Origin of the sequence: Inquilinus sp. 2KB_23 (genome assembly GCF_052115705.1) — a bacterium.
GTDB lineage: Bacteria > Pseudomonadota > Alphaproteobacteria > DSM-16000 > Inquilinaceae > Inquilinus > Inquilinus ginsengisoli_A.
The window spans coordinates 52,592-73,022 of record NZ_JBFRHF010000005.1; the positions used below are offsets into that span (position 1 = coordinate 52,592).

20 protein-coding genes and 1 tRNA gene are annotated in these 20,431 nt (G+C 69.5%); 14 read left to right on the forward strand and 7 right to left on the reverse strand.

Annotated elements, in window-relative coordinates; all coding sequences use genetic code 11:
• The first annotated feature begins 128 nt into the window (after positions 1-128).
• The gene (phaR, locus tag AB4112_RS08040) at positions 129-788 is read left to right on the forward strand and encodes a polyhydroxyalkanoate synthesis repressor PhaR (RefSeq protein ID WP_441718421.1); all 660 of its coding nucleotides are present in this window, start codon (positions 129-131) and stop codon (positions 786-788) included.
• Between the two features lie 169 nt (positions 789-957).
• Here phaR and bfr read toward each other — a convergent pair whose 3' ends face one another.
• Together bfr and glgX are read right to left on the reverse strand one after the other, a co-directional pair.
• The gene (bfr, locus tag AB4112_RS08045) at positions 958-1,434 is read right to left on the reverse strand and encodes a bacterioferritin (RefSeq protein WP_309791425.1); all 477 of its coding nucleotides are present in this window, start codon (positions 1,432-1,434) and stop codon (positions 958-960) included.
• A gap of 101 nt (positions 1,435-1,535) precedes the next feature.
• Positions 1,536-3,650, reverse strand: coding sequence for a glycogen debranching protein GlgX (gene glgX, locus AB4112_RS08050; RefSeq protein WP_441718424.1), 2,115 nt, complete (start codon positions 3,648-3,650; stop codon positions 1,536-1,538).
• 213 nt (positions 3,651-3,863) lie between these two features.
• Between glgX and AB4112_RS08055 the strand changes: the two genes are divergently transcribed.
• On the forward strand, positions 3,864-4,544 hold the full coding sequence (locus tag AB4112_RS08055; protein WP_309791428.1) for a hypothetical protein: 681 nt from the start codon (positions 3,864-3,866) through the stop codon (positions 4,542-4,544).
• 15 nt (positions 4,545-4,559) lie between these two features.
• Here AB4112_RS08055 and glgB read toward each other — a convergent pair whose 3' ends face one another.
• From glgB to AB4112_RS08070, 3 genes are all read right to left on the reverse strand, one after another.
• Positions 4,560-6,812, reverse strand: coding sequence for a 1,4-alpha-glucan branching protein GlgB (gene glgB / locus AB4112_RS08060; RefSeq protein WP_309791429.1), 2,253 nt, complete (start codon positions 6,810-6,812; stop codon positions 4,560-4,562).
• 105 nt (positions 6,813-6,917) lie between these two features.
• Positions 6,918-8,255: a hypothetical protein gene (locus AB4112_RS08065; protein ID WP_309791431.1), complete on the reverse strand. Its 1,338-nt coding sequence runs from the start codon at positions 8,253-8,255 to the stop codon at positions 6,918-6,920.
• A gap of 116 nt (positions 8,256-8,371) precedes the next feature.
• Entirely contained in the window at positions 8,372-9,004 is a 633-nt protein-coding gene (locus AB4112_RS08070; protein ID WP_309791432.1) for a LysE family translocator, read from the reverse strand.
• A 111-nt stretch (positions 9,005-9,115) separates the two neighbouring features.
• On the opposite strand from AB4112_RS08070, the gene AB4112_RS08075 reads away from it, so the two are divergent.
• From AB4112_RS08075 to AB4112_RS08100, 6 genes are all read left to right on the forward strand, one after another.
• Positions 9,116-9,574, forward strand: coding sequence for an Lrp/AsnC family transcriptional regulator (locus AB4112_RS08075; protein WP_309791433.1), 459 nt, complete (start codon positions 9,116-9,118; stop codon positions 9,572-9,574).
• Between the two features lie 74 nt (positions 9,575-9,648).
• On the forward strand, positions 9,649-11,610 hold the full coding sequence (locus tag AB4112_RS08080; RefSeq protein WP_309792231.1) for an acetyl/propionyl/methylcrotonyl-CoA carboxylase subunit alpha: 1,962 nt from the start codon (positions 9,649-9,651) through the stop codon (positions 11,608-11,610).
• A 16-nt stretch (positions 11,611-11,626) separates the two neighbouring features.
• A complete protein-coding gene (locus tag AB4112_RS08085; protein WP_309791434.1) occupies positions 11,627-11,935 on the forward strand; it encodes a hypothetical protein in 309 nt (102 codons plus the stop codon).
• A gap of 28 nt (positions 11,936-11,963) precedes the next feature.
• Positions 11,964-12,443: a hypothetical protein gene (locus tag AB4112_RS08090; protein ID WP_309791435.1), complete on the forward strand. Its 480-nt coding sequence runs from the start codon at positions 11,964-11,966 to the stop codon at positions 12,441-12,443.
• Positions 12,440-12,727 carry an acylphosphatase gene (locus AB4112_RS08095; protein ID WP_309791436.1) on the forward strand — a complete coding sequence of 96 codons (288 nt, stop codon included), beginning with the start codon at positions 12,440-12,442 and terminating at the stop codon, positions 12,725-12,727. Before AB4112_RS08090 ends, AB4112_RS08095 begins: the two co-directional genes overlap by 4 nt.
• Positions 12,712-13,218 carry an NUDIX domain-containing protein gene (locus AB4112_RS08100; protein ID WP_309791437.1) on the forward strand — a complete coding sequence of 169 codons (507 nt, stop codon included), beginning with the start codon at positions 12,712-12,714 and terminating at the stop codon, positions 13,216-13,218. Before AB4112_RS08095 ends, AB4112_RS08100 begins: the two co-directional genes overlap by 16 nt.
• 66 nt (positions 13,219-13,284) lie before the next feature.
• Here the strand turns inward: AB4112_RS08100 and AB4112_RS08105 are convergent, their stop codons facing one another.
• Positions 13,285-14,823: an ABC-F family ATP-binding cassette domain-containing protein gene (locus AB4112_RS08105; RefSeq protein ID WP_309791438.1), complete on the reverse strand. Its 1,539-nt coding sequence runs from the start codon at positions 14,821-14,823 to the stop codon at positions 13,285-13,287.
• A 47-nt stretch (positions 14,824-14,870) separates the two neighbouring features.
• Between AB4112_RS08105 and AB4112_RS08110 the strand changes: the two genes are divergently transcribed.
• The 3 genes from AB4112_RS08110 to AB4112_RS08120 all read left to right on the forward strand — a co-directional run bounded on the left by AB4112_RS08110 (position 14,871) and on the right by AB4112_RS08120 (position 15,679).
• Positions 14,871-15,038: a type II toxin-antitoxin system CcdA family antitoxin gene (locus AB4112_RS08110; RefSeq protein ID WP_309791439.1), complete on the forward strand. Its 168-nt coding sequence runs from the start codon at positions 14,871-14,873 to the stop codon at positions 15,036-15,038.
• Between the two features lie 81 nt (positions 15,039-15,119).
• The gene (locus AB4112_RS08115) at positions 15,120-15,377 is read left to right on the forward strand and encodes a type II toxin-antitoxin system CcdA family antitoxin (protein WP_309791440.1); all 258 of its coding nucleotides are present in this window, start codon (positions 15,120-15,122) and stop codon (positions 15,375-15,377) included.
• On the forward strand, positions 15,377-15,679 hold the full coding sequence (locus AB4112_RS08120; protein ID WP_309791442.1) for a CcdB family protein: 303 nt from the start codon (positions 15,377-15,379) through the stop codon (positions 15,677-15,679). Before AB4112_RS08115 ends, AB4112_RS08120 begins: the two co-directional genes overlap by 1 nt.
• 3 nt (positions 15,680-15,682) lie before the next feature.
• Here the strand turns inward: AB4112_RS08120 and lipB are convergent, their stop codons facing one another.
• On the reverse strand, positions 15,683-16,354 hold the full coding sequence (gene lipB, locus AB4112_RS08125; protein WP_309792232.1) for a lipoyl(octanoyl) transferase LipB: 672 nt from the start codon (positions 16,352-16,354) through the stop codon (positions 15,683-15,685).
• A gap of 86 nt (positions 16,355-16,440) precedes the next feature.
• Here lipB and AB4112_RS08130 point away from each other — a divergent pair.
• The 3 genes from AB4112_RS08130 to mgtE all read left to right on the forward strand — a co-directional run bounded on the left by AB4112_RS08130 (position 16,441) and on the right by mgtE (position 20,388).
• Positions 16,441-16,527, forward strand: a tRNA-Leu gene (locus AB4112_RS08130).
• Positions 16,528-16,655: 128 nt separating this feature from the next.
• The gene (locus tag AB4112_RS08135) at positions 16,656-18,992 is read left to right on the forward strand and encodes an NADP-dependent malic enzyme (RefSeq protein WP_441718434.1); all 2,337 of its coding nucleotides are present in this window, start codon (positions 16,656-16,658) and stop codon (positions 18,990-18,992) included.
• Between the two features lies 1 nt (position 18,993).
• Positions 18,994-20,388 (forward strand): magnesium transporter, encoded by a 1,395-nt coding sequence (gene mgtE / locus AB4112_RS08140; protein WP_309791445.1) that lies wholly within the window; start codon positions 18,994-18,996, stop codon positions 20,386-20,388.
• Positions 20,389-20,431 lie beyond the last annotated feature (43 nt).

A 20,431-nucleotide genomic window follows, 5' to 3' on the forward strand; every position in this document is an offset into this window, starting at 1 on the left:
CCCTGGTCCCGGGGTTCGGCGTGCTGCGATGCGAAAGGATCGTGACATGCCGATCCGGTCGGACCAGTATAGGCTCAAATCAGCGAAAGCGGCCGTGTCCGCGGCCCGAAGAAGCGATAGGGACCACCATGCCGACCACGCAGGCCGCGCCCAATCCCGCCCCGTCGGCCGAGGAGCCGAAGGCCGCTCCCATCACCATCAAGAAATACGCCAACCGCCGCCTCTACAACACGGCGACGTCGAGCTACGTGACGCTCGAAAACCTGGCCCAGATGGTCAAGGACGGCGCCGAATTTCTGGTCTTCGACGCCAAGTCGGGCGAGGACATCACCCGTTCGGTGCTGACCCAGATCATCGTCGAGGAGGAAGGCAAGGGCGGGCAGAACATGCTGCCGATCGGCTTCCTCCGGCAGCTGATCGCCCTCTACGGCGACAACCTGCAGTTCATGGTGCCGCGCTATCTGGAATCCTCGATGGAGGCCTTCGCCCGCAACCAGGACCAGATGCGGACCTACTTCAAGGATGTCAGCGGGGTGTTCCCGTTCGGCGCCTTCGAGGAGATGAGCAAGCAGAACATGGCGCTGTTCGAGCGCGCCATGCAGATGTTCACGCCCTTCGCCGTCCCCGGCACCGGCCCGGGCGCCGGCGGCAAGGCCCCCGGCCAGCCGGCCCAGCCCGCCTCGGCTGAAGCCACCGCAGCGCCGGAGACCGGCTCGCTCGACACGCTGCGCCAGCGCCTCGACGACCTTCAGCGCCAGCTCGACGCCATCAACAAGCCGAAGCGCTGATCGGCTGGAGCGCTCGCGTAGGTTGGGTTCGCCGAGGCGAACCCAACATCGTGTCGCCCGAGCCGCCGTTGGGTTCGCAAGAGCGAACCCAACCTACGAAGTCCCAATGCAATAGAAAAAGGCCCCGCCGAAACGGGGCCTTGCCGAGACTTGATCTGATGAGCCGACTTCAGCTCTCTTCGCTGGACACCAGCTGGATGTAGTTCTGCACGCCCATCTGGCTGATCAGGTATTGCTGCGATTCGATCCAGTCGATGTGCTCCTCGGTGTCATCGAGGATCTTCAGCAGGATGTCGCGGGAAACGAAGTCGCGCACCGATTCGCAGTGCACCATCGCCTCCTTCACCGTCTTCTGGTTGAAGGTCTCGAGGCCGAGGTCGGAGGCCAGCATTTCCGGCACATTCTCGCCGATACCGAGCTTGCCGAGATCCTGCAGGTTCGGCAGGCCCTCCAGCATCAGGATGCGCTCGATCAGCAGATCGGCGTGCTTCATCTCGCCGATCGATTCCTCATACACCTTCTTTGCCAGGCGCTTGACGTCCCAGTTCTTCAGCATCCGGGCGTGCAGGAAATACTGGTTGATCGCGGTCAGCTCGTTCTTCAGCACCGCATTCAGGTGGGTGAGAACCTTCTTGTCGCCCTGCATGGTCGCCTCGGCTTGTGTCTGTCAGTATCACGGGCCGCACCTTAGAACGATTACAAGAGTCCGTAAAGTTTTACTTGTGTGATTGAGAAACAGTCGCAGCATTACTGAAAGTCATTCCCAATATCCGCCGGCGACACCATGCCGAGCGCCAGCAACACCAGGCTTTCGGCGGCCAGCGGATAGGCGGTGGCCGCCGGATCGAACTGCGGCACGCTGGGCGTGCGCGCGGTGTCCAGCCAGGCGTGCCAGGCGCCCAGCGCCGGCAGGGTGAAGTCGACGTCCCCGGCGCCGGCGTTGAACAGCAGCAGCAGGGGTGGGGCGGTCGGTTCGCTCAGCAGCATGCCAAGGACGGCGTCCGGGGCGTCCCAGTCGCCACCGGCCATGGCCTGGCCGTCCGGCCGCAGCCAGGCCAGGTCGGGCAGGGCGTCCCCGGTGCCGGAGGTCGCTCCGCTCGGGGCGCCGTGCAGGAAGTCGGTGCGGCGCAGCGCCGGATGGGCCCGGCGCAGCGCCACCACGCGGCCCATGAAGTCGATGAAGGCCGGGTCGGCGCCGGCCCAGTCCAGCCAGGTCAGGGGACCATCCTGGCAATAGGCGTTGTTGTTGCCCTGCTGGCTGTGGCCCAGCTCGTCGCCGGCCAGCAGCATGGGGGTGCCTTGGCTGAACAGCAGCGTCGCGATCAGGTTGCGCCGGCGCCGCAGCCGCCGGGCCAGGATCGCCGGATCGTCGGCCGGGCCTTCGGCGCCGAGATTGTCTGAATGGTTGTCGCCGGTGCCGTCGCGGTTGCGCTCGCCATTCGCCTCGTTGTGCTTCCCGGCGTAGCTGACCACGTCGGCCAGGGTGAAGCCGTCATGGGCGGTGACGAAGTTGACGCTGGTGCGGGCGCCGCGCCCGTCATGGTCGAACAGGTCGGCGGAGGCGGACAGGCGGCGCGCCAGCTCCGGCCGCTGCCCGGCGTCGCCGCGCCAATAGCGCCGGATGCCGTCGCGATAGCGGTCGTTCCACTCCGACCAGCCGGTCGGGAAGCCGCCGACGCGATAGCCGCCGGGGCCGATGTCCCAGGGCTCGGCGATCAGTTTGCACGGCGCCAGCACCGGATCCTGCGCCGCCGCCTGCAGGAAGGGGGCGGCGGAGGTGAAGTCGCCGCCGACCCGGGCCAGGGTGGTGGCCAGGTCGAAGCGGAAGCCGTCGACATGCGCCGCCTCCACCCACCAGCGCAGGCTGTCCATCACCAGCTGCAGCACCCGGGGATGGCCGAGGTCGAGCGCGTTGCCGGTGCCGGTGGGGTTGAACGGCTCGCGCCGGTCATGCGGCGCGTGCTGGTAGTAGGACAGGTTGTCGATGCCGCGGAAGTTCAGGGTCGGGCCGAAGACATCGCTCTCCACCGTGTGGTTGTAGACGACGTCGAGGATGACCTCGATCCCGGCCCGGTGCAGCGCCTTGACCGCGTTGCGCAGGGCGTCGAGCGGCTGCAGGGCACCGGCATAGGCGGGATGGACGGCGAAGAAGGCGGCGGTGTTGTAGCCCCAGTAGTTGCGCAAGCCCCGCTCGAACAGCGCGCGCTCGTCGAGGAAGGCGTGCACCGGCATCAGTTCGACCGCGGTGACGCCGAGCCGGCGCAGATGGTCGACCATGACCGGATGGGCCAGGCCGCCCAGGGTGCCGCGCAGCGGTTCGGGGATGCCGGGGTGGCGCATGGTCAGGCCGCGCAGCTGGGCCTCGTACAGCACGGTCTCGCCCCACGGCGTGCGCGGCGCCTCGTCGCCCTCCCAGTCATGCGCCGGGTCGATTACCACCGATTTCGGCACGAAGGGCGCGCTGTCGCGTGGGTCGAAGGACAGGTCGGCCTCCGGGGCGCCGCGGCTGTACCCGTGCACGGCGTCATCCCATTGGAAGCCGCCGGCCAGCGCCTTGGCGTAGGGGTCCAGCAGCAGCTTGTTCGGGTTGAAGCGGTGCCCGTCCAGCGGCGCATAGGGGCCGTGGACGCGGTAGCCGTAGACGGTGCCTGGGCCGGCCCCCGGCAGCATTCCGTGCCAGACCTGGTCCGTCCGGGCGGTCAGGTCGCGGCGTGCGACCTCCTGCCGCCCCTCGGCATCGAACAGGCACAGCTCGACCCGCTCGGCATGGGCGGAGAACAGGGCGAAGTTCACGCCCCCTTCGGCGAGGGTGGCGCCAAACGGCCAGGGCTGGCCGGCCGGGAGGCGGTCGGGCAAGGGCATCGTGGATTCCTTCTGTCCGATCGGCAGGATGGGGCGTGCGGCGGGACCCGTCCACCGACCATCGCGATGGCCCTCGCGACCGGCCGGCGCGACGAGACGCCCTTGGCCTATGACACGATTTCACCAAGTTTCGTGGCTAAGGCATCTCGCCATCCGACGCGCCTTCGTCAACCGTCATCGCCGCCCCAATCGTCCGTTGAAAGGACCGTCCGCGTGACCCTCGCCGATCCCGATCACAGCCCGGCCGACCCGGCCGACCTGGCCGAACCCGCCCCGAAGCGCGATGCCGAGGCGCCGCGAATCGCCATCGCCGCCGCGATCATCGTCGCCTTCGTCGCGCTGGTCGCTGCGATCTATCTCGGCGTCGAAAGCCGCAGCGCCAGCCAGGCGCGCGACGCGGTGCAGGCCAAGCTCGGCGCCACGCAGCAGGAGCTGGCGGCGCTGAAGCAGGCCGGCGCCGAGCGTGATGCGCTGAAGGCCGAAGCCGCCCAGCTGCAGACGCAGATCGACCGCGGCCGTGACGCTGTGACCGAGGCCGAGTCCCGCCGTGCGGCGGTGGGCAAGGAGGCCGATGCGGTCGGGCTCCGGGTCCAGGCCGCGCAGGCCCGCGCGACCGAGGTCGAGGCCGCCGCCGCGGCGAAGCAGGCCGAGGTCGACAGCCTGGCCGGCCAGCTCGACCAGCTGCGGTCGCAGGAGGCGGCGCAGCGCGACAGCTACGCCCGGCTGAACGCCGATGCCGCCGCGGTGAACGGGCAGGTCGCCCAGGCCACCGACCAGCTCAGCAAGACCCAGGCGGACCTCGCCGCGGCGCGGCAGCAGCTGGCGGACCTGCAGAGCCAGATCGCCCGCACCGCCGACGAACTGAAGCGCCAGGCCGAGACCGTCAAGCCGTAGCCGGAGGGCGGGCCCTCAGCCCGCCCATTCGAACAGCACCGTCGCCAGCGGCGGCAGGGTCAGCAGCAGCGAATGCGGCTGGCCGTGCCAGGGCGAAGCCTCGGCCTCGACCCCGCCGAAATTGCCCAGGCCGGAGCCGCCATAGCCGGCGGCGTCGGTGTTCAGCCGCTCGATCCAGCGGCCGCCATGGGGCACGCCGATGCGGTAGCCCTGGCGCGGCACCGGGGTGAAGTTCGACACCGCCAGCACCGGCCGGTCGCCGTCATGGCCCAGGCGCAGCCAGGCCAGGATCGAATCGGTGCTGTTGCTGGCGTCGATCCAGGCGAAGCCTTCCGGCTCGCAGTCGCGCGCATGCAGCGCCGGGACCTCGCGGTACAGGCGGTTGAGGTCGCCGATCAGCCGCTGCATCCCGGCATGCCGCTCGTCACCCAGCAGGTGCCAGTCCAGGCTGCGGTCGTGGCTCCACTCCGCGGGTTGCGCGAACTCGCCGCCCATGAACAGCAGCTTCTTGCCGGGATGGGCCCACATGAAGCCGTAGAAGGCCCGCAGATTGGCGAATTTCTGCCAGTCGTCGCCCGGCATCTTGCCCAGCATCGAGCCCTTGCCGTGCACCACCTCGTCATGGCTCAGCGGCAGCACGAAGTTCTCGCTGAAGGCGTAGAGCAGGCCGAAGGTCAGGTCGGAATGGTGCCAGGTCCGGTGGATCGGATCCTTCTGCATGTAGCGCAGGGTGTCGTTCATCCACCCCATGTTCCACTTGTAGCCGAAGCCCAGCCCCCCGAGATGGGCGGGCCGCGACACCGCCGGCCAGGCGGTCGATTCCTCGGCCACCGTGGTCACGCCTTGATGCCGGCCGAAGACCTCGACATTGGTCTGGCGCAGGAAATCCACCGCCTCCAGGTTCTCGCGCCCGCCGAAGCGGTTCGGCACCCATTCCCCGGCCTTGCGGCTGTAGTCGAGATACAGCATCGAGGCGACGGCATCGACCCGCAGCCCGTCGACATGGAAGCGGTCGAGCCAGAACAGCGCGTTGCCGAGCAGGAAGTTGCGCACTTCGGCCCGGCCGTAATTGTAGATCAGCGTGCCCCAGTCCTGGTGCATGCCCTGGCGCGGGTCGGCGTGCTCGTACAGCGCGGTGCCGTCGAATCGGGCCAGGCCGTGCTCGTCGGTCGGGAAATGCCCGGGGACCCAGTCCAGCAGCACGCCGAGGCCGGCGCGGTGGCAGCGGTCGACGAAGCCGGCGAAATCCTCCGGCGGGCCGAACCGGCTGGTCGGGGCGTACAGCCCGATCGGCTGATAGCCCCAGGACCCGTCGAACGGGAACTCGCTGATCGGCATCAGCTCGATATGGGTGAAGCCCAGCCCGACGGCGTAGGGGATCAGCTGGTCGCCCAGTTCGCGCCAGGACAGCGGGCGGTCACCCTCCTCCGGCACCCGGCGCCAGGACCCGGGATGCACCTCGTAGACGCTGATCGGCGCGTCGCGCCGCTGCGCCGCGGCACGGCTGTCCATCCAGGCGGCGTCGTCCCAGTCATAGCGGGGCAGGCCGTGCACGATCGAGGCGGTGGCCGGTGGATGCTCGGCGCGGAAGGCGAAGGGGTCGGTCTTCGGCGGCAGCAGGGTGCCGTCCGGGCCGCGGATCTCGAACTTGTAGGTGGCGCCGGGGCCGATTCCGGGAAGGAAGATCTCCCACACGCCGATGCCGGGATGCAGGCGCATCGGATGCAGACGGCCGTCCCAGCGGTTGAAGTCGCCGACCACGGCGACGCGGCGGGCGTTGGGCGCCCAGACCGCGAAGACGGTGCCGTCGACGCCGTCCAGCGTCCTGGGATGGGCGCCGAGCCGTTCGTAGAGCTCGAGATGGGTGCCTTCGCCGAGCAGATGCAGGTCGAGCTCGCCGAAGCTGGACGGGAATCGGTAGGGGTCCTCGACCTCCCACACCCCGCCCGCCGCGCCGTAATCGATGCGCAACCGGTAGCGGGCGGGGAAGGGGGCGTCGATCCGGCCGTCGAATACGCCATCCGGATGGCGCCGCTCCAACGCGGCCAGCACCACGCCGCTGTCCGGGTCGATGGCTTCGATCGCTGCAGCGTCGGGGCGGAAGCAGCGCAGCACGGTGCCGCCGGCCGCGGGATGGGGGCCGAGCACGCCGAAGGGGTCGCGGTGGTCGGAAGCGACCAGCGCCGCGACGTCGGCGGCATCGGTCAGACCGGCCTTGGGCGGGAGGTCCGGGGCGGTCGGGGGACGGGGGGGCGCGGTCCGGGTCATCGAAGCCTCCATCGGCCCGTGATCTTGGCCGGTTCTCTCCTGAAACAACAAGGGCGGATCCCGGAAGGATCCGCCCTCATGGTCACGACAGGACCGGTTTCGCCGTCAGCCGCCCGGTGTTGTCGGGGCTGCCGGGGCGGCCTGGCCGTCGGCCGGCGGCGTCGCCGGTGCCGCAGGGGCGGCCGCCGGTGCCGGCTGGTCGGTCGGGGCGGCGGGCGCCGCGCCCTGGCTGCCTTCCTGCTTGGCCTTCTCCTCGACCAGCGCCATCTGCTTTTCGATGAAGTCGCCGAGCTTCTTCGACGCGTCCTCGGACAGCGACTTCTCGGCCAGCAGGCTCTGGTGGAAGAAGGCGGTGTAGTAGTTGTCGTCGAGGGTGAAGACCAGCGACGCGCTGATCGCCTGCTCGCCCATCTTGCAGCTTAGCTCGGCCCGCTTGATCGCGTAGGGGCCGTTGACGACGGAGGGCTGGTCGCTGCTCTGCCAGTCGGTGGCGCAGACCGACTTCATGATCTCGAGATAGCGCTTGGCGAACTGGTCGATCTCGATCGCGTCGCCACGCGGCTCCTGGTGCAGGCCGCCGACGACCTTGCCGTCGGTGCCGACCTGCCAGGCCTGGTTGATCTGCAGCGGGTCGCGCGGCAGCTTGCGCGGATCGGCGATGGCGACGTTCTCCAGCCCGGCGGCGTGGAGGGTGTCCTGCAGCGCGCCGACCGGCATGCCGAAGCCCTGGGCGCCGATCAGGGCGCGCGGATCGTTGTTCGCGGCAGCCGGCGCGCCCCCGCCGGCAGGGGCGGCGCCCTGCGCCGAGGCGATCAGCTTGCGCGCCGCCTCGTTGCAGTCGCGCAGCGCGTTGAGCCCGGCCAGCGTGCCGCTGAGCGGGAAGGTGAACTCGCCCTTCGGCGTGGTCACGATCGCCTTGCTGCCCTTGGCCAGCGCCTGGAACAGGTCGCCATTCTGACCGGTCGGCACGACATAGGCTTCCGGGCTGCCCGGGACCGCGTCGAATTTCTTGTCGTAGGTGGCGTCGACCCGGATGCGGGCCTGGCCCTTGTCGCCTTCCTTCAGCCCCCAGCCCTGCTTCAGCACGGCCAGGTTGAAGTTGTAGTTGGGGTTCATCTGGAAGACCAGAGTCAGCCCGGCGTCATAGACCTTCTGGATGCCGCAATAGCTGAACTGCCGGGTGTTCGGGTTGGCGAAAGCGCCACCCTTCCAGCCGCCGGCGTCGATCAGGAATTCCTTGGGCGTCGGGGCCTGCTGACCCTGTGCCGCCGGCGGCTGGGTCTGGGCGGCGGGTGCCGCCGGGGCCGGGGCTGCGGGCTGGGCCGGGGCGGCGGGCGCCGCCTCCGCCGGCTTTGCGGGGGTCGTGGCCTGCTGCGCGATCGCCGGAACGGCGAACAGGAGCGGGAGCAGCGCCACACCGGCGCGGAGGGTCGAAAGCTTCATTCCAGGACGCGTCCGTTCATTTTTCCGGGAGGAGAGTCTCGAGCCTCCCCTTCGGGGCGGGCCACACTCGTCCACAGCGGCGCGGCTTGTCAATGCGCCAGAACGCAGCGAAGCGGCTACCAGCGCAGCCAGAGTGCCAGGAACATGTAGGCCGAAAACACCAGCAGCAGCACGCCGGCGACCCGGTCGATCCACAGCAGCGTCCGCGGCGTCAGGCGGCCGCCGGTCGCGCTCACCACCAGGCTCAGCGCGGTGAACCAGGAGGCGGAGCCGAGGAACACCCCGGCGACGAGGATCAGGCCCGAGGCGAAGGACAGCGTCTCCGCCAGCCCGACCGCGGTGAACGCGGTGGCGAAGGTCAGGATCGTCATCGGGTTGCTGAGGGTCAGGAGGAACGCGCTGGCCACCGCCCGGATCTCACCGCCTTCGGTGCGGCCCTTCTCCGGATCGCGCTCGATATGGCCGGCATGGAGCAGGGTGCGGATGGCCAGAACCAGCAGGACGGTGCCGCCGATCAGGTGCAGCCCGGTCTTCAGGCTGATCAGCCAAGTGCTCAGCGCCACCATGCCGAAGGCGGCGATCAGGCCGAACACCCCGTCGGCAAGGGCCGCGCCCACGCCGGTCAGGATGCCGTGGCGGGGGCCGTGGATCAGCGTCCGTCGGATGGTCAGCACGCCGATCGGACCGACCGGCGCGGCAATGGCGATACCGAGCGCGATGCCCTTGGCGAACAGGAAAGGATCGATCATCACGGTCTTGTTAGCCGTCCGCCTCGTGTCAGAACAGAGAGATCGCGAATGGTGGTTCGCCGATCCTTCGATTAAACCAATGCGAGATCGAAACCAACGGGGGCGATTCGGATGGACGCGAAACTCCGCCTCGACGCCATCGGGCGCACCCTCGTGCTGGCCCTGCAGGAGAATGCCCGGGCCAGCTATGCCGAGCTCGGCCGGTTGGTCGGGCTGTCGCCCCCGGCGGTGGCCGAGCGGGTGAAGCGGCTCGAGGACCAGGGCATCGTCAAGGGCTTCCGCGCCGAGATCGACCGCGGCCGGCTGGGCTACAGCCTGTCGGCCTTCGTCCGGCTGCGCTGCCGCGCCGACAGGTTCCCAGCGGTCGAGGAATTCGCCCGGTCGGTGCCGGAGGTGGTGGAATGCCATGAGGTCGCGGGCGAGGACGCCTATGTCTTCAAGGTCGTGGCCCGGTCGATCCAGCACCTCGACGAGACGCTGCTGCGTCTCGCCGCCTTCGGCGCCACCACCTCGTCGATGATCCTGTCGTCGCCGGTCGCCAACCGCGTCCTGGCGCCGACGGGGGATTGATCCGCTTTGCTGTTGCGGCGCAGCGTGGGTGCGCCACAATCGACGCTTCGCTGGGAAGGCCGTAGACAGGGATGATGTTCGACAAGATCCTGATCGCCAATCGCGGCGAGATCGCCTGCCGCGTCATCCGCACCGCGCGGCGCATGGGCATCAAGACCGTCGCGGTCTATTCCGACGCCGATGCTGACGCGGTGCATGTCCGGATGGCCGACGAGGCGGTGGCGATCGGCCCGGCGCCGTCGTCCCAGTCCTACCTGCTGATCGACCGCATCGTCGAAGCCTGCCGCACCACCGGCGCCCAGGCGGTGCATCCCGGCTACGGCTTCCTGTCCGAGAATCCGCGCTTCTGCGCCGCGCTCGAGGCCGCCGGCATCGCCTTCATCGGCCCGGGCGTGCCCGCCATCGAGGCGATGGGTGACAAGATCGAATCGAAGAAGCTGGCCCAGGCCGCCGGCGTCTCGACAGTCCCCGGCCATCTCGCGCCGATCCTCGACGACGAGGAGGCGGTCGCCGTCTCCCGCCGCATCGGCTATCCCGTGATGATCAAGGCCTCGGCCGGTGGCGGCGGCAAGGGCATGCGCGTCGCCAACAACGACGAGGAGGCGCGCGAAGGCTATCGCTCCGCCCGCAACGAGGCGCGGTCCTCGTTCGGCGACGACCGCGTCTTCGCCGAGAAGTTCATCGACGAGCCGCGCCACATCGAGATCCAGGTGCTGGCCGACAGCTTCGGCAACACCGTCTATCTCGGCGAGCGCGAGTGCTCGATCCAGCGCCGCCACCAGAAGGTGATCGAGGAGGCGCCGTCGCCCTTCCTCGACGCGGCGACGCGCAAGGCGATGGGCGAGGAGGCCTGCGCCTTGGCCCGCGCCGTCGGCTACCGCTCCGCCGGCACGGTCGAGTTCATTGTCGGCGCCGACCGGTCCTTCTACTTCCTGGAGATGAACACCCGGCTGCAGGTCGAGCATCCGGTGACGGAGGCGGTGACCGGGCTGGACCTGGTCGAGCTGATGATTCGCATCGCCGCCGGCGAGGAACTGCCGTTCGGCCAAGAGGATGTCCGGCTGAAGGGCTGGGCGATCGAGGCCCGGGTCTATGCCGAGGACCCGCTGCGCGGCTTCCTGCCCTCGATCGGCCGGCTGACCCGCTACCGCGCGCCGGAGGAGGGGCCGCACGTCCGCGTCGACACCGGCGTCGAGGAGGGCGGCGAGATCTCGATGCACTACGACCCGATGATCGCCAAGCTGGTCGGCATCGGCGCCGACCGCAACGCCGCGATCGCCTCGATTCGCGGCGCGCTGGACGGCTTCGTGATCCGCGGCGTCAGCCACAACATCCCGTTCCTGGCGGCGCTGATGCACCATCCGCGCTTTGTCGCGGGCCGGCTGACCACCAGGTTCATCGCCGAGGAGTTCCCCGACGGCTTCCACGGCACCATGCCGGCGGGCGAGGTCGCCGAACGGCTGGCCGCCCTGGGGGCCGCGCTGCTGCACCGCCAGGCGTTGCGCGGCACGGTCGACGGCCCACGCAGCTGGGTGCTGCGCAGCGGCCGCGCCAACCGGCCGGTGACGGTGGAGGAGGCGACGGGCGGCTGGCGCGTCCTGCTCGACGGGCGCCTGTTCGTGGTCCATGGCGACTGGCGGCCGGGCGGCATGCTGTTCGACGGCACGGTCGAGGGCGAACGCGTGGTCGCCCAGATCGACCGGCGCCCGGTCGGCCTGCGCCTGACCCATGCCGGCGGCGAGGTCGACATGGTGCTGCTGACGCCGCGCGCTGCGGAGCTGTCGGAGCTGATGCCGGTCAAGGCCGCGCCCGACATGTCCCGCTTCCTGCTGTCGCCGATGCCCGGCCTGCTGGTCTCGCTGGCGGTCGCGGCGGGCGAGCCGGTCCGCGCCGGGCAGGAACTGGCGGTGGTCGAGGCGATGAAGATGGAGAACATCCTGCGCGCCGAACGCGACGGCGTGGTCGGGACCGTGCACGCCAAGCCGGGCGACAGCCTGGCCGTCGACCAGAAGATCCTTGAGTTCGCAGCGGCCTGAGAGCCGGGAGAGCGCCATGCCGAACCGATCCGCCCATCTCGTCCTGCCGGTGCTGCTGCTGCTGGCGGGATGCGGCGACTACTTCATCCCGCCGGAGAATCCGGGGCCGCCGCCGCCGGTCGGCGCCATCAAGGACGACGACCTGCACCCGCCGCCCGGCCCCTCCGACCCCTACATGATCCGGGTCGACGAACGGGCGATGGGCGCCTGGGCCGACTACTGCACCCGGATCAAGGACCTGGCCGGCCCGAAGCGCCCGCCCAGCCCCGAGAAGACGCGGATCGAGGGCGACCTGCGCAAATGCGAGGAGATCTTCGCCCAATGATCGTCCAGGCTCTGATGAGCGTCCGGGCTTGAGCAAGGGCGCCGCGGACGAGGTCGAGGCCCGCACCGGCTGGTTCGCCGACGTGATGGCCGGCAAGGGCGAGGGCGGCCGCCTGCGCGGCGCCGTGACGGTCGGCGACCACACCCAGGCGCTGCTGGTCGAGCTGGAGACCGTGTTCGGCGCCGGGGCCTGGGTCGCCACCGTGATCCTGGCCGTGGCGGTGGTCGAGGCGCATCTGCGCGAGCAAGCGATGGCGGCGGGCTGGGCGGTCGACCCTTACCTCAGCGCCGGCAGGCTGTTCGCCGAGGCCGGGCTGGACGAGCGCTTCGACACGCTGCGCCGGGCCCGCAACCGGGCGCTGCACGTCTCCGACCCGCCGACGCTGACGGTCGACATGTTCTGGTTCGAGGCCGAGCGGCTGGAGGCCGAGGCGCGCTATGCCATCCGCCTGGTCGCCACGGCGCTGTATGGCGGCGACCTGCCGGAAGCGCCGGAGCGGGATGCATGAGCGCAGACCGCAAGACGCTGTCGCTGCGCATCACCGGCCGGGTCCAGGGCGTCGGCTACCGTGCCTGGCTGGCCGGCGAGGCCGAGGCGGCGGGGCTGGACGGTTGGGTGCGCAACCGCCGCGACGGGTCGGTCGAAGCGCTGCTGTCCGGCCCGGCCGGCGCAGTGGATGTGGTGGCGGCCGCCTGCCGCCGGGGCCCGAACGTCGCGCTGGTCGACCGGGTCCAGATCGCCGAGGCGGCGGCTCCCGATCACCGAGGGTTTGCCCAATGGCCGACGCTGTGACCGATCCCGCCGCGACGGCGGTCCCGCGCCTCGGCGTCGGCGCCTTCATCCTGGACGACTACGACCGGCTGCTGCTGGTGCAGCGCCGGCGCGAGCCGGAGGCCGGGCATTGGGGCCTGCCCGGCGGCAAGGTCGATTTCGGCGAGACGGTCGAGGCCGCGGTGGCCCGGGAGATCGAGGAGGAGCTGGGCATCGCCATCCGGCTCGACGGGCTGCTGTGCCTGGTCGACCAGATCGACATGGCGGCAGGCACCCATTGGGTGGCGCCGGTCTATCGCGCGGTGATCGCGAGCGGGGCGCCAGTCAACCGCGAGCCGGCGGCGCTGGCCGAGATCGGCTGGTTCGCGCTCGATGCGCTGCCCGAGCCGCTGACCCTCGCCACCCGTGTCGCGCTGGCCGCCGGGGCCCGTTCCGCCGCGACGACGGCCCGCTCCAGGAAACCGTCGAGCCTGGCGATCTCGACCAAGCGTCGGTCGCGGATCTTCCGATAGCGCGTGCCGGCTGCGCTTCAGGGCGCGAAGAATAGAAGCCCAGCCCGGCACGAATGCCGGGAACCGCTACGCCGCGGCGGCCGCCCGCTCCAGGAAGTCGTCCGGCCCCTCGACCTCGACCAGGCGGCGGTTGCGGATCTCCAGGTAGCGCGTGCCGATGCCGCGCAGCATGCGCCGGTCATGGGTGACGAAGACGCAGGTGGTGTCGTCGCGCGACAGCAGGTCCTCCAGCCGCTCGCGGCCGGCGATGTCGAGATGGTTGGTCGGTTCGTCCAGCAGGTAGATGTTGGGCTGGCGCAGGCGCAGCAGCAGGAAGGTGACGCGCAGCTGCTCGCCGTAGCTCAGATTGCCGATCGGCGTGGCCTGCTTCTCGATCGGGATGCCGATGTTGTGCAGTTCGCGCACCAGCTCGGCGTCGCGCAGGGTCGACGCCGCCTGCAGCGCCCGGTTGACCGGCAGCTGCCGCGGCAGGTCGGACAGGTGCTGGTCGAGATAGCCGGGCCGCAGCTGCGGGTTGGCGGTGATCGACGCGCCGATCGGCGCGTCGCCTGCGATCGCCCGGGTGATCGCCGCCATCAGGTCCCGGATCAGGTGTGACTTGCCGGTGCCGTTCAGGCCCAGCAGCGCGATACGGTCGCCGCGGCGCACGAACTCCTGCTCGATGCGCAGCAGCTCGCGCCCGGTCTCGGTGCGCACGACATGGTCCTTGATCCGGATCAGCGTCGCGCGCTGGACCTCTGACGTGTCCAGGTTGATGTCCCGCCGGGCCTCTCGATGCGCCACCGTTGCCTCCGCCCGGCGCTGCTCGGCGCGCGACGCCACTGCCTTGGCCCGCTGGGCCATGCCGGGGTTGTGCCCCTTCAGGTTGGCCCACAGCATCAGCCGCTTGGCCGCGCGCTCCAGCCGATCGACCTCCTTCTCGTCGCGCTCGGCCTGCTGCATCGCCGCCAGGTCCTCGCGGATCAGCTCCTGCCTGGCCTGAGAGAACGAGGCGCCGTAGCTGCGTACCCGGTCGCCGCGCAGGATGATGGTGCGGTCGGTGACCCGGTCCAGGAACTCCCGGTCATGCGACACCAGGAGGAAGGGCAGGCGCAGATGCTCGGTCAGCCAGCGCTCCAGCCGCATCACCTTGCCGACGTCGAGATGGTTGGTCGGCTCGTCGAAGATCAGCAGGTCGGGCTCGGCCAGAGTCGCCCGCGCCACCAGCAGCAGGCGCTGCCAGCCGCCCGACAGCTCGGCGACTTTCTGCCGGTGCCACTGCTCCGGCTCGATCCCCAACTCGTCCAGCACCATGTCGGCGCGCCAGGCCTGATCGTCGCGGGCCTGCTCCGACAAGGCCTGGACCAACGCCTCGTGCAGGGTCAGGGGCATGATCGCGACCGGCACCGCCTGGGGCACATGGCCGATCACCAACCCGCGCCGGCGCATGATGCGGCCACGGTCGAGTTCGATCTCGCCCAGCAGCGCCTGGATCAGGGTCGACTTGCCGCTGCCGTTGTCGCCGACCAGCCCGACCCGCTCGCCGGGATGGATGGCGAAGCTGGCATCCTGGAACAGGGCCCGGCCGCCGATCTTGAGCGTGATGGTCTCGGCCTGGAGGAGCATGATGGGCCTCTGGACGGATGCGTCTATCGGACGGGGGAGGGTATCAGATGCCCGATCAGGATAAGGCGAAAGATTGTGACCCGACGGAGGCGGCCGATGCCGGCAGGCGCCGGGAGGCGGTGCTGTGGAAGGAGCGGAACGCCGAGGCGATCGCCAGCCACAACGAATGGGTCGAGCGGGAAGGTTTGAGCCTGGAGAAGCTTCGGTTGTTTTGATCCTTTGGATCTTCGGATTGGTTCGGTTCGGTAGGCCGAGTAGCACTTGCCATGCGCATAAACTTGCGCATAGATTTATCCATGTCCAAGCTCGATAGCCGCCAGAATCTGGATCGGGCGTTGCGCCGTCCGACCAATCTCAACCTCTCGGTCGAAGCCACTCGCCGAGCCAAAGAGTATGGGCTGAACGTGTCTCGGATCGCTGAGGACGCCATCGTTGAGGCCGTGCGCCGCCGCGAAGGCGAGCTTTGGAAAGAACAGAACGCGGAGGCGATCAAGAGTCACGTCGAAAGGATCAAGCGAGAGGGCACAATTCTCGCGAAGTATCGGCGCTTCTGATGCGATTCGATGTGCATCGGCTGAAAGGGGCCGATGACGTGCTGGCACTGGGCGTCCAATCGGAGTTTCACGACCACCTTCAGACGAGGATCATCGTCCCGATGGTCCCTGTCGGTTCCTATCCTGCGAAGCCGATGGTTCGGTTGGAGCCAATCTTGTCGGTCGACGGGCAGCAATACGTTCTCGTGACAACCGACATGGCCTCTATCCCGATCGGCGAACTGGGCGATGTCGTCGCCTCCCTGGCCGATCAGCACTCGGTGATCGTCGATGCCCTGGACTTCCTGCTCCAGGGCTTCTGAGGCCTACCCCTCGAACACCTCGTCCCAGGCTTCGCGCAGGGCCAGGTCGACATCGGCCATCGTCACCGGCAGGCCGAGATCGACCAGCGAGGTGACGCCGTACTGGGCCAGACCGCAGGGCACGATGCCGGCGAAATGCGACAGGTCGGGGTCGACGTTCAGGGCCACGCCGTGGAAGGTCACCCATTGCCGCACGCGCACGCCGATCGCCGCGATCTTCTTCTCGAAACCGTCGCGCTCGACCCAGATGCCGACCCGGCCCTCGCGCCGCTCGCCCTTCACCTGGAACCGCGCCAGGGCGCGGATCAGCCACTCCTCCAGCGACTGGACGTAGCGGCGCACATCCGGGTTGCGCCGCTTCAGGTCGACCATGACGTAACCGACCCGCTGTCCCGGCCCGTGATAGGTGTATTGGCCGCCGCGGCCGGTGCGGTAGACCGGGAAGCGGTCGGGGGTCAGCAGGTCCGCATCATGGGCGCTGGTGCCGGCGGTGTAGAGCGGCGGGTGCTCCAGCAGCCACACCAGCTCCGGCGCGGTGCCGGCGCGAATCGCTGCGACCCGGGCCTCCATCGCCGCCAGGGCCTCGGGGTAGGGCACGGCCCCGTCGTCGAATCGCCAGTCCGGGCTGTCTCGGAGGGCGGTTTCGGGAGCGACTGACGACGGAATCGCGATCATCTCATCGGGCTGCTTGATCGGGCGCATCCGATCTGCTAATCCCCCCGCACCTCGGAAGGCAAGGCCCTCTTGGTCCTGTCTGCCGTGCGGTCGTGGCGGAATTGGTAGACGCGCAGCGTTGAGGTCGCTGTGGGCTAACCCCCGTGGAAGTTCGAGTCTTCTCGACCGCACCATTATCGTAAGGCCCGCCCTAAAGGCGGGCCTTTCGCGTTTCGCGCCACTGCGCCCCGTTGCGGCCCTTCCGCCAGGGCGGAACGCTCCCTATAACGGGTCGACCCGAAACGCTTTCCGGATCCCGCGAATGTCCAGCGATCTGCGCGAAGCCGCGCTTGACTACCACCGCCTGCCGACGCCCGGAAAGATCGCGGTCACGCCGACCAAGCCGCTGGCGACGCAGCGCGATCTGGCGCTGGCCTATTCGCCCGGCGTTGCCGCGGCCTGCGAGGCGATCGTGGCCGATCCGGCCCAGGCGTCGCAGATGACCAGCCGCGCCAACCTGGTGGCCGTGATCACCAACGGCACCGCGGTGCTCGGCCTCGGCAACATCGGCCCCCTGGCCGCCAAGCCGGTGATGGAGGGCAAGGGCGTCCTGTTCAAGAAGTTCGCCGGCATCGACGTCTTCGACATCGAGGTCAACGAGACCGACCCGGACAAGCTGGTCGACATCATCGTGGCGCTGGAGCCGACCTTCGGCGGCATCAACCTCGAGGACATCAAGGCGCCGGAGTGCTTCGAGGTCGAATCGAAGGCCCGAGCCCGGATGAACATTCCGGTCTTCCACGACGACCAGCACGGCACCGCCATCATCGTCGCCGCCGCCATCACCAACGGGCTGCGCGTCGTCGGCAAGGATTTGAAATCGGTCAAGCTGGTGGCCTCCGGCGCCGGCGCCGCGGCGCTGGCCTGCCTCGACCTGCTGGTCGACATGGGGCTGCCGCTGGAGAACATCTGGGTCTCCGATGTCGTCGGCGTGGTCTGGGACGGCCGCAACGAGCTGATGGACCCGCGCAAGCAGCGCTACGCCCGCAAGACCGAGGCGCGGACGCTGGGCGAGGTGATCGGCGGCGCCGACATCTTCCTCGGCCTGTCGGCCCCGCGGGTGCTGACCGGCGAGATGGTCGCCAGCATGGCCGACCGCCCGATCATCATGGCGCTGGCCAACCCGACGCCGGAGATCATGCCGGAGGAGGTCAAGGCCATCCGTCCGGATGCGGTGATGGCGACCGGCCGGTCGGACTATCCGAACCAGGTCAACAACGTGCTGTGCTTCCCGTTCATCTTCCGCGGCGCGCTCGACGTCGGCGCGACGGCGATCAACGAGGCGATGAAGATCGCCGCGGTGAAGGCCATCGCCGATCTTGCGATGCAGGAGGGGTCGGACATCGTCGCCACCGCCTATGGCGACCAGCAGCTCAGCTTCGGCCCGGAATACCTGATCCCCAAGCCGTTCGACCCGCGGCTGATCATCAAGATCGCGCCGGCGGTGGCGAAGGCGGCGATGGATTCCGGCGTGGCCACCCGGCCGATCACCGATTTCGACGCCTATGTCGGCAAGCTGGAGGAGTTCGTCTTCCGCTCCGGCCTGGTGATGCGCCCGGTGTTCAACCTGGCCAAGCAGGAGCCCAAGCGCATCGTCTATGCCGAGGGCGAGGACGAGCGCGTGCTGCGCGCCGCCCAGGTGGTGCTCGACGACCAGCTGGCCAAGCCGATCCTGATCGGCCGCCGTGGGGTGGTCGAGCGCCGGATCGAGAAGCTGGGCCTGCGGCTGAAGCTGGACCGCGACGTCGAGCTGGTCGATCCCGAGGACGATCCCCGCTACAACGAATACTGGCGCCTGTACCACCAGCTGCTGGCCCGGCGCGGCGTCTCGCCCGACGTGGCCCGCACGGTGGTGCGCACCAACAGCACGGTGATCGCCGCGCTGATGGTGCAGAAGCAGGAAGCCGACGCCATGATCTGCGGCAGCTTCGGCCCGTACCGGCCGCATCTGCGCGACATCGTCAGCGTCATCGGCCTGCGCCCCGGCGTCACCGCCCCGGCGGCGATGAGCGCCCTGGTGCTGCCGCGCGGCACCTTCTTCCTGGCCGACACCTACGTCACCCCCGACCCGACGCCGGAGCAGATCGCCGAGACCACGCTTCTGGCGGCGGAGGAGATCAAGCGCCTGGGCATCGTGCCCAAGGTGGCGCTGCTGTCGCATTCCAACTTCGGGACCATGGACGGCGCGTCGCCGGTCAAGATGCGCCATGCCCTGTCGCTGATTCGCACGCAGGCGCCGGACCTCGAGGTCGAGGGCGAGATGCACGCCGACGCGGCGCTGTCGGAGGAGATCCGCCAGCGCATCTTCCCGGACAGCAAGCTGACCGGCACCGCCAACCTGCTGGTGCTGCCCTCGCTCGACGCCGCCAACATCGCCTTCAACATGCTGAAGGTGCTGGGCGAGGCGATCTCGATCGGACCTCTGCTGCTCGGCGTCGCCCGGCCGGCGCACATCCTGACCCCGTCGGTCACGGTGCGCGGCCTGGTCAACGTCACCGCGATCGCGACGGTCGACGCCCAGCTGGCGGGGGCGGTGTGCCCGATCGACACCCATGCCCGTCAGGCGTCGCACCTGGCGCTCGAAGCCCTGTCGGTGTGAGGTGACTTCGGGGCCTGACGTCGACACGGCCACGGCCGAACCCCAGGAGTACGGCCTGCCGCCCGGCTTCGTGCAGGCAATCGAGGAGGCGCTGGACGCCCAGCGCTTCGCCGAGGTGGAGGAGCGGCTGGCGCCGCTCCACTCCGCCGACCTGGCGGCGCTGCTGGAGGCCCTGCATCCCGACGACCGGCGCGTCGTCGTCGGCCTGATCCGGGTCCAGCTGACCACCGACGCCGAGGCGCTGACCTGGCTGAACGAGGACGTCCGCGAGGAGGTGCTCGACCTGCTCGGGCCGCGCGACGTCGCGGCGGCGGTGCAGGAGCTCGATTCGGACGACGCCCTCGCCCTGATCGAGAATCTCGATGAGGACGAGCGGCGCGAGGTCCTGGCCAACATCCCGGCGGAGGAGCGGCGGGTCCTGCTCGAAGGGCTCGACTTCCCGGAATATTCCGCCGGCCGCCTGATGCAGCGCGAGCTGGTGTCGGTGCCGGACTACTGGACCGTGGGCAAGACCATCGATTGGCTGCGCGCGGCCGAGGAGCTGCCGGACGAGTTCTATAGCCTGTTCCTGGTCGACGTGCACGGCAAGCCCAGCGGCCAGCTGCCGCTGTCGCGCTTCCTGCGCGGCCGCCGCCCGGCCAAGCTGGCCGAACTCGGGCTGGAGGACATCCACCCGATCCAGGCGGAGACGGACCAGGAGGAGGTGGCGCTGCTGTTCCGGCGCTACGGCATGGTCTCGGCGCCGGTGGTCGACCAGAACGGCAAGCTGCTCGGCGTCATCACGCTGGACGACGTGGTCGACGTCATCGACGAGGAGGCGGAGCAGGACATCTTTCGGCTGGGCGGCATCGGCGAGCAGAGCGACCTCTACCGCGACGTCGCCGCCACCACCCGCTCGCGCTTCTCCTGGCTGTTCGTCAACCTGTTCACCGCGGTGCTGGCCTCGGCCGTGATCGGCCTGTTCGAGGACGTGATCAGCCGGGTGGTGGCGCTGGCGGTGCTGATGCCGATCGTCGCCTCGATGGGCGGCAATGCCGGCACCCAGACCCTGACCGTCGCGGTGCGGGCGCTGGCGATGCGCGAGCTGACCGACAGCAACGCCGCCCGCATCCTGTGGAAGGAGGTGCTGGTCGGCGTGATCAACGGCCTGCTGTTCGCGGGGATTGCCGGCGGGGTGGTGTGGCTGTGGTTCGGGGATCCGCGCCTGGCGGTGGTGATCGGCGCGGCCATGATCATCAACCTGCTGGCGGCGGCGTTCTCGGGCACTGTGATCCCGCTGGCGATGCAGCGCTTCGGGATCGATCCGGCGGTGTCCAGCGCCGTGTTCCTGACCACCGTCACCGACGTGGTCGGCTTCTTCGCCTTTCTCGGCCTGGCGGCCCTGATCCTGCTGTGAACCGTCGCCCCATCCCGCCGGACGCGGGATGGGGGCTGGATCC